At 69.2% G+C, this 13,111-nt stretch carries 13 protein-coding genes; 1 reads left to right on the top strand and 12 read right to left on the bottom strand.

Annotation, left to right across the window (positions count from 1 at the left end; all coding sequences use genetic code 11):
* Positions 1-17 precede the first annotated feature (17 nt).
* Positions 18-1,070 carry an agmatinase gene (gene speB, locus ASF65_RS14240; RefSeq protein ID WP_055890406.1) on the bottom strand — a complete coding sequence of 351 codons (1,053 nt, stop codon included), beginning with the start codon at positions 1,068-1,070 and terminating at the stop codon, positions 18-20.
* Complete coding sequence (locus ASF65_RS14235) at positions 1,067-2,251, bottom strand: aminotransferase (protein ID WP_055890404.1); 1,185 nt, start codon at positions 2,249-2,251, stop codon at positions 1,067-1,069. The genes speB and ASF65_RS14235 overlap by 4 nt, the downstream gene beginning before the upstream one ends.
* 132 nt (positions 2,252-2,383) lie before the next feature.
* Here ASF65_RS14235 and ASF65_RS14230 point away from each other — a divergent pair, with 132 nt between their 5' ends.
* Positions 2,384-3,313 carry a LysR family transcriptional regulator gene (locus ASF65_RS14230; RefSeq protein WP_244486711.1) on the top strand — a complete coding sequence of 310 codons (930 nt, stop codon included), beginning with the start codon at positions 2,384-2,386 and terminating at the stop codon, positions 3,311-3,313.
* 13 nt (positions 3,314-3,326) lie between these two features.
* Here ASF65_RS14230 and ASF65_RS14225 read toward each other — a convergent pair whose 3' ends face one another.
* The 10 genes from ASF65_RS14225 to uxaC all read right to left on the bottom strand — a co-directional run bounded on the left by ASF65_RS14225 (position 3,327) and on the right by uxaC (position 13,072).
* Complete coding sequence (locus ASF65_RS14225; protein ID WP_348271179.1) at positions 3,327-4,898, bottom strand: cryptochrome/photolyase family protein; 1,572 nt, start codon at positions 4,896-4,898, stop codon at positions 3,327-3,329.
* Positions 4,899-4,966: 68 nt separating this feature from the next.
* Entirely contained in the window at positions 4,967-5,740 is a 774-nt protein-coding gene (locus tag ASF65_RS14220; RefSeq protein WP_055890400.1) for a phosphodiester glycosidase family protein, read from the bottom strand.
* Between the two features lie 76 nt (positions 5,741-5,816).
* A complete protein-coding gene (locus ASF65_RS14215) occupies positions 5,817-6,155 on the bottom strand; it encodes a cupin domain-containing protein (protein WP_055890752.1) in 339 nt (112 codons plus the stop codon).
* A gap of 5 nt (positions 6,156-6,160) precedes the next feature.
* Positions 6,161-6,919, bottom strand: a complete 759-nt coding sequence (gene kduD / locus ASF65_RS14210) for a 2-dehydro-3-deoxy-D-gluconate 5-dehydrogenase KduD (protein WP_055890398.1) — start codon at positions 6,917-6,919, stop codon at positions 6,161-6,163.
* Positions 6,919-7,755 carry a 5-dehydro-4-deoxy-D-glucuronate isomerase gene (gene kduI, locus ASF65_RS14205; protein ID WP_055890396.1) on the bottom strand — a complete coding sequence of 279 codons (837 nt, stop codon included), beginning with the start codon at positions 7,753-7,755 and terminating at the stop codon, positions 6,919-6,921. Before kduI ends, kduD begins: the two co-directional genes overlap by 1 nt.
* Positions 7,752-8,546 carry a FadR/GntR family transcriptional regulator gene (locus ASF65_RS14200; RefSeq protein WP_055890394.1) on the bottom strand — a complete coding sequence of 265 codons (795 nt, stop codon included), beginning with the start codon at positions 8,544-8,546 and terminating at the stop codon, positions 7,752-7,754. Before ASF65_RS14200 ends, kduI begins: the two co-directional genes overlap by 4 nt.
* An 11-nt stretch (positions 8,547-8,557) precedes the next feature.
* Positions 8,558-9,838 (bottom strand): TRAP transporter large permease, encoded by a 1,281-nt coding sequence (locus ASF65_RS14195; protein ID WP_055890392.1) that lies wholly within the window; start codon positions 9,836-9,838, stop codon positions 8,558-8,560.
* Positions 9,839-9,843: 5 nt separating this feature from the next.
* Positions 9,844-10,434 carry a TRAP transporter small permease gene (locus tag ASF65_RS14190; protein WP_055890390.1) on the bottom strand — a complete coding sequence of 197 codons (591 nt, stop codon included), beginning with the start codon at positions 10,432-10,434 and terminating at the stop codon, positions 9,844-9,846.
* 117 nt (positions 10,435-10,551) lie between these two features.
* Positions 10,552-11,526 (bottom strand): TRAP transporter substrate-binding protein, encoded by a 975-nt coding sequence (locus ASF65_RS14185; protein ID WP_055890388.1) that lies wholly within the window; start codon positions 11,524-11,526, stop codon positions 10,552-10,554.
* A gap of 139 nt (positions 11,527-11,665) precedes the next feature.
* Positions 11,666-13,072, bottom strand: a complete 1,407-nt coding sequence (gene uxaC, locus ASF65_RS14180; protein WP_055890385.1) for a glucuronate isomerase — start codon at positions 13,070-13,072, stop codon at positions 11,666-11,668.
* Positions 13,073-13,111 lie beyond the last annotated feature (39 nt).

The raw sequence follows: 13,111 nt of genomic DNA, 5'->3' as shown, positions 1-13,111 counted from the left end.
CTCCGTTCGGTGGATCGTCAGGATGGGACGCCGGCGCGGCCGGGCGAGAAGGGCACGAGGCTCAGGATCTCGAACAGCATCTGGGCGCCGGCATGGGCGGTGTTGGTGGTGGCGTCGTATTGCGGCGCGACCTCGACGAGGTCGCCGCCGACGAGGCGGATGCCGGCGAGCCCGCGCAGGAGGCTCTGCGCTTCGCGCGTCGACAGGCCGCCGATCTCGGGCGTGCCGGTGCCGGGCGCGAAGGCCGGGTCGAGGCTGTCGATGTCGAAGGAGAGATACACCGGCGCGTCGCCGACCGTCCGCTTCGCCATCTCGACGATTCGGGGAATGCCGAGCTCCGTGATCTCCTCGGCGTGGATCACGGTCATGCCGGACTCGGTCGAGAACTCCCAGAGGTAGTCGGACGAGCCGCGGATGCCGATCTGAATGGTGCGCGTGGGATCGAGCACGCCGTCGAGCACCGCCTGGCGGAACGGCCCGCCGTGGTGGAACTTGCAGCCGTCGAAGGGGCCGCTCGTGTCGCAGTGGGCGTCGATGTGGATCATCGCGACGGGCCGCTCCCGCCCGAGCGCGCGAAGGATCGGCAGCGAGATCGAATGGTCGCCGCCGACCGAGAGCGGGATGACGCCGGCGCCCGCGATCTTGGCCAGCGTCGCCTCGATGTCCTCGTGCGAGGTGGCGAGGTCGAAGCGCGAGCGGAAGGGCACGTCGCCGATGTCGGCGACGGCAAGGTCCAGCGTCGGCATCGTCTTCAGGACGTGGTTGTAGGGCCCGACGCGCTCGATGGTGCGCAGCGCCCGCGGCCCGAAGCGGCAGCCGTTGCGGTTGGTGACGCCGAGATCCATCGGCACGCCGAGAAGCGCGACGTCGAGGCCGGAAAAGTCCGGCGCCGACCAGTCGGTCGGCCGGTGCGGCGCGTCGAGCAGCGTCGGCACGCCGGCGAACGGGGCGACGCGCGTGCCCTTCGGATCGAAGAGCTTCGAGGCGACGCGGGCGAAGCCCTCGTCGTAGATGCGGCGTTCGTTGTCGCCGCCGAAGCGGGCGCGCAGGGCTTCGAGATCGAGGGTCATGCGGGGGCGTCCAGTGCGTCGGGAACGAGGGCGAGGCGGCGGGCGATCTCGGCGATCGACGGCGCCTCGACATTGGCGAAGGCGATGCGCAGGAACCGGTCTTGGCCGGGCCCGAAGAACGAGCCGGGCAGGGTGACGATGCCGAACTCGCGCGCGAGGCGCTCGGCGACGACGGCCGAGGGCCTGCCCGCGAACGGGTGTTCGACGAAGGCGAAGTAGGCGCCGATCTGCCGGATGCGCCAGCCGGCAAGACCTGCGAACGCCTCGCGGAAGGCGGCGGCCCTCTCGGCAATAGTCGCGGCGCTGGCGCGGCGATAGTCGCCGAGCGCCTCGATCGCCCAGGGGAGCGCTGCCTGCGCCGGGCGCGGGGCGCAGATCTGGATGCAGTCGATCACCTTCTCGATGTCGGCCATCAGGGCAGCGCCCGCGATCAGTGCGCCGACGCGGTGGCCGGGGATCGCGTAGCTCTTGGAGAAGGAATAGAGCGCGACGAGATGATCCTCGGCCTCCAGCGCCGCGAACAGCGTGTGCGGGCGCGCCTCGTCGTCCAGGAAGTCGCGATAGGTCTCGTCGAGAACGAGCGTCACGCCGGAGCGGGCCGCGATCTCGAGGATGCGGGCGAGCAGCGCATCCGGATAGACGGCGCCGGTCGGATTGTTGGGCGAGACGAGGACGACGGCGCGCGTGCGCGCGTCGATCATCGCCTCGAGCGCGTCCGGATCAGGCAGGAAGCCCGCGGCGGCGTCGAGCGGCAGCGGACGCGGCTCGATGCCGAGCATCTCCAGCGTCATCTGGTGGTTGAAGTACCAGGGCGTCGGCAGGATCACCGCGTCGCCCGCGCCCGCCAGCGCGACCATGGTGGCGAAGAAGGCCTGGTTGCAGCCGCTGGTGATGGCGACTTGCGAGGGGTCGATCGGGGTTCCGTAGCGTTCCGAGACATGCGCCGCATAGGCCCGGCGAAGGGCGGGATCGCCGAGAATGTCGCCGTAGCGGGCCTGCGCGGGCGCCCCCGCGGCCTCGGCGAGGCGCGCGGCGAGTTCGGGCGGCGGCGGCCGGTTCGGAACCGCCTGGCTGCAGTCGACGAGCGGCCCGTGGGCGCCGTCGTAGAGCGCGGCCCAGCGCCCCGCCTGCGCGATCGGCGGCACCGCGACACGGGCGAGGCGCGTCGACGCGGCCGTCATGCCGGGCATTTCGTCGAATGGAGGCGGGAGACCGTATGCATGCGGAATGATCACATTGAGGCGGTGGCGTGTTGTTGACCATAGGATCGGGATCGACGGCCGCGCCATAGGCTTCTATCAAGGTTCACCTTGATGATCGTCCAGGGAAAGGCGGCTTCGATGCGTGTCTCGGGAAGTGACCTTCGCCTTCTCCAGGTGTTCGACGCCGTGGTGCGCGGCGGCGGCTATGCCGGCGCCGAGGCCGAGCTCAACATCGGCCAGTCGACGATCAGCAACCACATGACAGCGCTCGAGGAGCGCATCGGCTTCTCGCTCTGCCAGCGCGGGCGCGGCGGCTTCCGGCTGACGGAGCGCGGCCAGGCCGTGCACGAGGCCTCGCGTCGCCTCGCGCAGGCGCTCGGCGATTTCGCCGCCGACGTCGCGGCCCTCAAGGGTGAGCTCCGGGGCGAGCTTCGCGTCGCCATCCTCGATTCGGTCGCGAGCGATCCCGCCAACCGCATCACCGAGGTGATCGCCGCCTTCGGCCGCACGGCGCCCGACGTGCGGCTGGTGCTGGTGCAGGAGCGGCCGCAGGACATCCAGCCGAAGGTCGCCGAAGGGCTCTACCATTGCGGCATCGGCAGCCATCGCTCGCGCGTCGAGGGGCTCGACTACCGACCGCTCTACGAGGAAAGTCATGGCCTCTACTGCGGTGCCGACCACCCGTTCTTCGAGCGTCCCGATGCCGAGCTCTCCGACGAGGTGCTGGCCGCCGCGCCTTATGTCCATCGCGGCTACTGGCGCGAGGAGGATGGCATGCGCCGCATTCGCTGGCGCATCGAGGCGACGGTGCAGCAGATCGAGCCCGAACTCATCCTGATCCGCACCGGCCGCTTCATCGGCTTCCTGCCGCATCATGCCGCCGAGGCCGATCTTGCCGCCGGCCGTATGCGCCGCATCCGGCCGGGCGATGTCGGCTATGTCTGCCTGTTCGAACTTTACACGCCGCGTGCGCGGCGCGGCAGCGACGTGCTCGCCGCGTTTCTCGCCAGCATCGAGACGGCCTGGCCGCCCGGCACCTGAGGAGCGCTGCCGCTCAGTCCCCGCGATAGGGCTGGAGCGCGTCGAGGAAGCGGCCGGCGTCGCCGCGCATCGCCTCGACCTTCGCCTCGTCCATATGCCCGAGCGTGTAGACCGTCCGGCTCATGCGCGGATTGTCCTCGAAGCGCTCGCGATGGCGGGCGATGAAGTCCCAGTAGAGGTAGTTGAACGGGCAGGCGTCCTCGCCGGTGCGCTGCTTCACGTCGTAGCGGCAATGGCCGCAGTAGTTCGACATCTTGTTGATGTAGTTGCCCGATGCCGCATAGGGCTTCGTCGCGAACACCCCGTCGTCGGCATAGAGAATCATGCCGACGACGTTCGGCATCTCCACCCATTCGTAGGCGTCGTGATAGACGACGAGATACCATTCCTGCACCTCCACCGGGTCGAGCCCGGCCAGCAGGCAGAAGTTGCCGATCACCATCAGGCGCTGGATGTGGTGGGCATAGGCGTTGGCTGCGGTCTCGCCGATCGACTGCTTCAGGCAGTTCATGTCCGTGTCGGCGGTCCAGAAGAAGTCCGGCAGCGGGCGCATCGCCTCGAGCGCATTGCGCGCGCCGTAGCCTGGCATCTCGCGCCAGTAGACGCCGCGCACGAACTCGCGCCAGCCGATGATCTGGCGGATGAAGCCCTCCGCGGCATTCAGCGGCACCGTGCCGGCGCGGTAGGCGGCCTCCGCCGCCTCGCAGCATTCCCGCGGATCGAGAAGGCCGCAGTTGATCAGCGCCGACAGGTGGGAGTGAAAGAGAAGAGGCTCGCCCTGGCGCATCGCGTCCTCGTAGGCGCCGAAGTCCGGCAGCGCCTTCGCCGCGAACCACGCGAGGTAGCGCTTCGCATCGCTTCGCGACACCGGATAGTCGAAGTCGGCGAGCGAGCCGAAATGGTTGCCGAAGCGGCGCGCCACCAGCGCCAGCACTCCTTCAGTCGTCTCGTCCGGCTCGAAATGCGGCCGCTCCGGAACGATGATGCGTTTGGGCAGCGGCTTGCGGTTCTCGGCGTCGTAATTCCAGCGGCCGCCCTCCGGCTTGCCGTTGGGCCCCATCAGGTAGCCGGTGCGCTCACGCATGCCGCGATAGAACGCCTCCATCAGGAGCGACGACCGGTCCCCGGCGAAGGCCTCGAACTCGTCGTGCGAGCACAGGAAGCGGTCGTCGGGGCGGATCTCGACGGGGACGCCGAACGCGGCCTCCCATCCCTTCATCATCTCGAGGACGCGCCATTCGCCGGGCTCGGTGACGACGACGCGGCTCGCCTTGTGGCGGGCGATGGCGTCGCCCAGCGCCTCGTCGAAGCTTGCGGCCTTCCGCTGGCCGTCGAGGCTGAGGTAGTCGACGCGGACGCCGTCCGCTTCCAGTTCGGCCGCGAAGTGGCGCATGGCGGCGAACAGGAAGGCGATCTTGCGCTGGTGGTGGCGCACATAGGTCGCCTCGTCGTCGACCTCCGCCATCAGCACGACGTCGCCCTTGGCGAGGTCCGAGAGGCTCGACAGGTTGCGCGACAGCTGGTCGCCGAGAACGAAGCGGATCGTGGTCATCGGGGCGGCGGCGTCCTCGGGCGGCGGTGTCACCGCTAGATGACCGCCATGCCGCCCGCTTCAACCCGTCCGCGCCGCAAGGCCGCATGACGGGTGCGGCGTCAGCGCACCAGAGCGAGCATCGGACCGTAGCCGCCGTGCCACGACGTGTCGTCGCGCCCGAGCGCGGGGTCGTAGAGGCCCGTCCCGTTGCCGCCGTCGAGGAACAGGGCGTCGGGGCAGCCGAGATGGTCGCGGAACAGCCGCGCGAAGTCGTAAAAGTTGACGCGGCCCTCGCTGATCGCGACGCGCACCGCGCCGTTTTCGCACACGCCGACGCCGCTGCGCCGCGTGCGATCGCTGGAGCCGGGGATGAGGGCCGGGTGCAGCGCGCCGCCGATCACCAGCATCGGGCCGGACTGCGTGGCGAAGCGCACCTGCGGGCGCCGGGTCTCGAAGGCGTCGCTGGTCAGGATGCCGGCGCCCGCCTCGCCGAAGAAGAAGACGCCGTTCGGCTGCTTGTAGAAGTTCGGGATGCTGCCGGGCGAGCCGGTCATGACCGTGCGGTCGAGCGGTCGGAGCTCGCGTCCGTCCTCGACGTAGAGGCCGATCGGCGAGAAGTCCGTGTCGTACATGCCGGCATTGACCGCAAAGACCAGCGTGCGGCCCTCAGTGCCCAGCGTTTCGGCAAGGCTTGCGAACCGCCGGAACGGCGCGCCGTCGGCGCCCCGCCAGAAGAGCCGGAGGTCGGATGCGGCCGGGTCCACCGTGCAGACGAGATAGCCCGTGTCCTCGAAGCGGTCGGGCGTGCAGGGGCTTGCCGCCTCCTCAGCCTGCGCGGGCAGGCCAATGAAGAGCCAGGTCCACAGGCCGATCGCCCCAACCAGTCGTCGCATGTCGAGCCTCCGCGAGCGTTGCCCCGCTCCATGCCCGATGCGGCGGGGCGGGGCAACGTCGGCAGGCTCTGGCGTGCTAGAGGAAGTCGGCGCGGTGCGGCGTGAACGTGTCGACGAGACGGCCCTTTTCGAGCGCCTTCACCCCATGCCGCAGGCCGGACGGGACGATGAAGCAGTCGCCGGCGCGCAGCGTCTCGGTGCGCCCGTCCACGGTCACCTCGAAGGCGCCTTCGGCGACATAGCTCGACTGAACGTGCGGATGCTCGTGCAGCCAGCCGACGCCGCCGGCCTCGAAGCGGAACTCGACCATCATCAGTTCAGGCGTCCAGCAGACGATGCGCCGCTCGTTGCCGTCGGGCGTCGGCTCCCAAGTGCCGTCGCCGGCGCGCGCGAAGATGTCGGGGGTTGCCTTCATGCCGGTCACCTCGCCATCCAGCCGCCGTCGACCGGCAGAATGGTGCCGTGGATGTAGCGCGCGGCCTCGGCGAGCAGGAACACGGTGGCCGCCCCGATGTCGTCGGGCTCGCCCCACCGTCCGGCCGGGATGCGCTCGAGGATCGCGCGGGACCGGTCGGGGTCGGCGCGCAGCGCCGCCGTGTTGTTGGTCTCGATGTAGCCGGGCGCGATGGCGTTGACGTTAATCCCGCGCGCCGCCCATTCGTTGGCGAGGATCTTGGTTACGCCCGCGACGCCGTGCTTGGCGGCGGTGTAGGATGACACGCGGATGCCGCCCTGGAACGACAGGAGCGAGGCGATGTTGACGATCCGCCCCGGCCGGCCGGCGGCGAGGCAGCTTCGCGCGAAGGCCTGCGACAGGAAGAACACCGACTTCAGGTTCACGTCCATCACGGCGTCCCAGTCGGCCTCGCAGAACTCCGTCGCGTCCGCCCGTCGGATGATGCCGGCATTGTTGACGAGGCCGTCGAGCGGCGCGTCGCCGATGATGCCTTCCAGGGCCTCGACGCCCGACGCGATGTCCGACAGGTCGACGAGGCAGGGCGTGAACGCGCCGCCGGCCGCCGCGATCTCGGCGGCGGTCTCGTCCATCGCCGAGCGGCCGATGCCGACGACCGTGCCCCCGGCGCGGGCGACGGCGAGCGCGATGCCCCGGCCGATCCCGGTGTTGGCGCCGGTCACCGCGATGCGCCGGCCCCGAAGGCTGAAGGGATCGGGGGTCATCAGCGCATGTCCTTCAGGGGCGCGGGGTCCATGTCGGTGTAGTCGACGTTGTCGCCCGCCATCGCCCAGACGAAGGCGTAGGCGCTGGTGCCGCAGCCCGAATGGATCGACCAGGGCGGCGAGACCACCGCCTCCTCGTTGGCCATGACGATGTGGCGCGTCTCGTCCGGCGCGCCCATCATGTGGAAGACGCGCGCCTCGGGGGGCAGGTCGAAGTAAAGATAGGCCTCCATCCGCCGGTCGTGGATGTGCGCGGGCATCGTGTTCCAGACCGAGCCTTCGGCCAGCTGGGTCATGCCGACGACGATCTGGCAGGTCTCGATCGTCGTCGTGTACTGGAAGATCGAGCGTTCGTTGGCGGTCGCGCGGGCGCCGAGGTCCATGCGCTTGGCCGCCGCGTGCGGCAGGTGCCGCGTCGGCAGGGCGCGGTGGGCGGGCGCCGACAGGAGGTAGAGCCGCGCGGGATCGCCGGCATCGGCCGAGCGGAACGTCACATCCTGTCCCATGCCGACATAGAGCATGTCACGCGGCTGGAGCGCGTGGCTCTCCTCGCCGACCCGGATCTCGGCCGCGCCGCCGCCGACATGGACGACCACGAGCTCGCGTCGCTCCAGGAAGCGCGCGGTGCCGTTGGGGCGGATGGTTTCGAGAGGGAGCGGATCGGCGCCCGGGACGGCACCGCCGACGATCATGCGGTCGTAGTGGGTGTAGGTGAGGCGGATGCGGCCGGGCTGGAAGTGGTCCTGGATCAGGAAGTGCCGGCGGAGGTCCTCGGTGCCCATGGCTGCCGCCGCATCGGGATGGACGGCAAAGCGTGTCTCGTGATCGATCGTCATGATGGTTCCGGTTCCGTATCGGGAGGGCGCTGGCCGCCGGCAGCGGCGGCGTAGGAGTCCTGCTGGTGGGCGAGGCGGCGGCGGTAGCGCTGCTGGGCGGAGGTGAGGTGCCGGCGCATCGCGTCGCGCGCGGCCGCCGGGTCGCCCGCGGTGATCGCCTGAAGCACCGCGAGATGCTCGCGCTGCAGGCCCATCAGGTATTGCGGCGAGAGGACCTCGACCGAATACCAGGGCGAGGTGCGGTCGCAGGGGATCGTGCGGTCGCCGAGCGCGTCGAGGATGTCGACATAGAACGGGTTGTTGGTGGCCGCCGCGATCTCGCGGTGGAAGGCGAAGTCCGCCTTGCCGGTCTGCTCGCCGAGCGGGATGAGGCGGTCGAACTCGAAGAAGGCCTCCTGGATGCGGGCGGCCTGCGAGGCGTTGCAGCGCTCGGCCGCGAGCCCCGCGCTCTCGATCTCGATGCCCATACGCACCTCGAGCACGTTGATCGCCTGGCTGATGCGGTCGCCGACGTCGGCGGCGATCGAGGCGATGCGCCGCTGCGGGTTCATCCGCACGAAGACGCCCGCGCCGTGGCGCGGCTCGACCAGCCCGTCGGCCGACAGGATGGCGACGGCCTCGCGCACCACGGTGCGGCTGACGCCGAAGATCTCGGACATGCGCGTCTCGGTCGGCAGCTTTTCGCCGACGGCGAAGTCGCCGGCGATGATCTGGGCGCGCAGCGCGCTGACGACATTCTCCGAGAGCTTCGCCTTGCGCTCGACGCGCCAATCCACGGATGCTTCGGACATCGGTCAGACCCTTATCGGAACACGGCTGGCAGCCACAGCGACAGGGCGGGAATGTAGGTCACGAGAAGCAGGACCACGACGCCCGCCCCGTAGAACGGCCATACGGAGCGCATCGCCTCCCATACCGTGATTTTGCCGACGGCGCAGGCCACGAACTGCACCCCGCCGACGGGCGGCGTGTTCAGCCCGATGCCGTAGTTCAGGATCATGATCACCCCGAAATGCACGGGGTCGATGCCGTAGGCGGTGGCGATCGGCAGGAAGATCGGCGTCGTGATGATGATCGTCGGCCCCATGTCCATGAAGGTGCCGAGCAGCAGCATCAGGACGTTGAGGAGAAGGAGGATCATGATCGGGTTGTCGGAGAGGCCCTGCATCCAGTCGACCAGCGTCGCCGGCACCCGCAGGAACGCCATCAGCCAGGAGAATGCCGCGGCCGTGCCGATGATGAGGAGCACCATCGCGGTGGTGCGCACCGCGCCCATCGTGGCATGGACGAAGTCGGCCCAGGTCAGCTGCCGGTAGACGAAGGTGGTGACGAGGAGCGCGTAGAGGACCGCGATGCAGGAGCTCTCGGTCGCCGTAAAGATGCCCGAGCGCACGCCGCCGAAGATGATCGCGATGAGAAGAAGGCCGGGAACGGCGGCGGCCAGGAGATGGCCGATGACGAGGAAGCCCTGGAAGGGCTCGGTCGGATAGCCGCGCTTTCGCGCCACGATATAGGCCGTCACCATCAGCGAGGCGGCCAGAAGCAGGCCCGGGATGATGCCGGCGGTGAAGAGGTCGGCGATCGAGATGCGCCCGCCTGCCGAGATCGAGTAGATGATCATGTTGTGCGAGGGCGGCAGGAGGAGCGCGATCAGCGCCGCCATCGAGGTGACGTTGACGGCATAGTCCGCGCCGTAGCCGCGCGCCTTCATCTGCGGGATCATGATGCCGCCGACGGCCGCCGCTTCCGCGACCGCCGAGCCGGAGATGCCGCCGAAGAGGGTCGAGGTCAGGATGTTGACCTGGCCGAGGCCGCCGCGCACGTGGCCGATGACGCTCGCCGCGAAGGCGACAATGCGCCCGGCGATGCCGCCGCGCACCATCAGGTCGCCGGCATAGATGAAGAAGGGGATGGCGAGCATCGAGAAGACGCTCATGCCCGAATTCAGACGCTGGAACACGACGAGCGGCGGCAGGCCCATGTAGGCGACCGTGGCAAGGCTCGAGATGCCGAGACAGAAGGCGATCGGCGTGCCGATCAGCATCAGGGCCGTGAAGCTGCCGAAGAGGATCAGGAGTTCCATGACGGTCAGCCTTTGCGCTGGAGGTCGGCCGCGTCGCGGCGCACGTCGGCGATGTTCTCGAGTTCGACCGCGATCTCGGACGGGGCGATCTCGTCGAGCGCCGCGTCGATCGGCGCGCCCGACAGGCGCAGGACGATCCGCTCCAGCGCGAACAGCGAGACCAGCGCGCCGCCGCCGACGATCGGGTAGTAGTCCCAGGCACCCGAGATGCCGAGCGCGGGCAGCGTGGTCGCGGCGGTGAGCGCGACGAGGCTGGAGCCGTACCAGACCATGCCGATCCCGAAGACGAGGATCGCAATGTCGGAGATCATCCGCAGCCACTTCTTGCCGCCGGGCGGCACGACGTAGAGAAGGACGTCGAAGCCGAGATGGTTGTTCTCGCGCACGCCGACGGCGGCGCCGAGGAAGATGAACCAGCTCATCAGCATCACCGCGCCGGGCTCCGTCCAACTCGGGGAATCGTTGAGGACGTAGCGGCAGAACACCTGCCAGCCGACCATCAGCGTCATCAGGACGAGCCCGATGCCCGCGACGTAGAGGGCGGCTAGGTTGAAGCGGCTGAGGATCGGGACGCCATAGGTCGGCTGTGCGGACATCGGATCATCCGTTGCGCGGGGGTGCAGGGCGCCGATGCCGCGCGCGGTGACGCGCGGCCGTCGGGCGGTCGGGATGGGGGATCGGGGACGGCGGCGCCGGCCCCGACCGAGCCGCCTTTACTGCGTCGCGCGCACGTCCTCGACGAGCTTGCGCAGGACGTCGTCCTTCACGTGCTTGTCGTAGACCGGCTTCATCGCGTCGATGAAGCCCTGCTTCTCGACCTCGTTGATCTCGGCGCCGGCCTCCTCGACCTTCTTGCGCGAGCTCTCGGTCATGGCGGTCCACAACTCGCGCTGACGCCCGACGCTGTCCTTGGCGGCCTGGCGGAAGATCGCCTGATCCTCCGGCGTCAGGGCGTCGAAGGCCGCCTTGTTCATCACGAAGACCTCGGGAAGGATCGTGTGCTGGTCGAGCGAATAGTATTTCGCGACCTCGACATGGCGGGCCGTGTCGTAGCTCGGGAAGTTGTTCTCGGCCCCGTCGATGACGCCGGTCTCGATCGAGGAATAGACCTCGCCGTAGGGCATTGGGGTGGCGTTGGCGCCGAGCGCCGACGTCATGTCGACGAAGATGTCGGACTGGATGACGCGGAACTTGAGGCCGGCGAGGTCGGCGACCGTGCGGATCGGCTTCTTGGAATTGTAGAAGGAGCGCGAGCCCGCATCGTAGAAGGCGAGCGCCACGAGGCCGGCCGGCTCGAACGCGGCCATGATCTGGTCGCCGACTGGGCCGTCCATGACCCTGTGCATGTGCTCCTCGTCGCGGAAGACGTAAGGGAGCGCCGGGACGATCGTCTCCTTCACCGTGCCGTTGAAGGGCGCCATGGACACGCGGTTCAGCTGGATCACGCCCGAGCGCACCTGCTCGATCGTGTCCTTCTCCTCGCCGAGCTGAGCCGAGTGGTAGACCTCGACCTCGTAGCGCCCCGCCGTGCGCTCCTTCACCAACTCGCCGAAATACTTGACGCCCTCGACCGTCGGATAGCCGTCCGGATGGGTGTCGGACGAGCGAAGGAGCGTCTGGGCGCCGGCCGCGCCCATGCCGAGAACGGACGCGAGCGCGACGCCCGCCAGAAGTTTCATCATGCGCATTTCGTGTTCCTCCGAAGGGTCCGGGCTTTTCGCCCTGTTCTGGTCCGTCATGCCTGTCCGGTTTCGCCCAAGAGGGCGGGCGTCCGTTCGGGCCTGGCCGCCGCGTCTTCGAACGGGTCCGTTCCAAGACGCGGCGGTATCAAAGGCGGTAGGCCTTCTTGGCGAGGCCGTAGGCGAGGTCGTGGGCCAACTCGTGCGCTTCCGCCTCGCGCAGGCGGTGCTCGGTCACGAGGCGGGCGAGGAAGGTGCAGTCGACGCGCCGCGCGACGTCGTGGCGCGCCGGGATCGAGGGGAAGGCGCGGGTGTCGTCGTTGAAGCCGACCGTGTTGTAGAAGCCGGCCGTCTCGGTCGTCGCCTCGCGGAAGCGGCGCATGCCCTCCGGGCTATCGTGGAACCACCAGGCGGGGCCGAGCTTCAGCGCGGGGTAGACGCCGGCGAGCGGGGCGAGCTCGCGTGCGTAGCTCGTCTCGTCCAGCGTGAAGAGGATGACGCTCGCGCGCGGATCGGTTCCGACGGCGTCGAGAAGCGGCTGGAGCGCGCGCACGTAGTCGGTGCGCGTCGGAATGTCGAAGCCCTTGTCGCGGCCGAAGCGGGCGAACATGGCGGCCGAATGGTTGCGGAAGGAGCCGGGATGGATCTGCATGACCAACCCGTCCTCGGCGCTCATGCGCGCCATCTCGGTCAGCATCTGCGCCCGGAAGAGGGCGCGCTCGCCGGCATCGGCCGTGCCCCGGCGCACCCGGTCGAAGAGGCGCGCGGCCTCGGCCGCCGATAGGTTCGCGGTCTCGGCGGTCGGGTGCCCGTGGTCGGTCGCCGTCGCGCCGAGCGCCTGGAACGCGCCTCTTCGCTGGCAATGCGCGTCGAGATAGCCGTCCCAGGTGCCGGTGTCGGCGCCGGTGATCTCGCCGAGCCGGTCGAGGTTGGCGGCAAAGCCCTCGAAGTCGGGATCGACCACGGCGTCGGGGCGATAGGTCGGCACGACGCGGCCCTGCCAGCCGCTGTCGCGGATCGCGCGATGCGCCGACAGATCGTCGAGCGCGCCGTCGGTGGTGGCGATCACCTCGATGTTGAAGCGCTCGAACAGGGCGCGGGGGCGGAAGGCGTCGGTGGCAAGTGCCTCGGCGATCGTGTCGTAGTAGTGGTCGGCTGTCCGCTCATCCAGCGGAACGTCGAGGCCGAAGAGGGTCTGGAACGTGTAGTCGAGCCAGGACCGGGTCGGCGTCCCGCGAAAGAGATCATACGACTTGGCGAAGCGGCGCCAGATCGTCCGGCCATCCGTCTCGACAGGCGCATCGTCGAGCGTGGCGACGCCGAAGTCCTCCAGCCGGTGTCCCTGGCTGAACAGCATCCGGAAGATGTAGTGATCGGGAACGATCAGAAGCTGGGCGGGATCGGGAAAGGCCGCGTTCTCGGCGTACCAGCGGGGATCGGTATGCCCATGGGGGCTGACGATCGGCAGGTCCCGGACGCCGTCGTAGAGATCGCGTGCGACGGTGCGCAGGGCAGGGTCGGCCGAAAACAGGTAGTTCGGGTCGATCAGCGCCATGTTGGTCCCGCCCCTCCCAAGGCAGGGCCAACGTAGCGC

The sequence above is a fragment of the Aureimonas sp. Leaf324 genome (assembly GCF_001423245.1).
In the GTDB taxonomy this organism is placed as follows: domain Bacteria; phylum Pseudomonadota; class Alphaproteobacteria; order Rhizobiales; family Rhizobiaceae; genus Aureimonas.
This window is presented reverse-complemented; position numbering and strand designations above follow the sequence as displayed.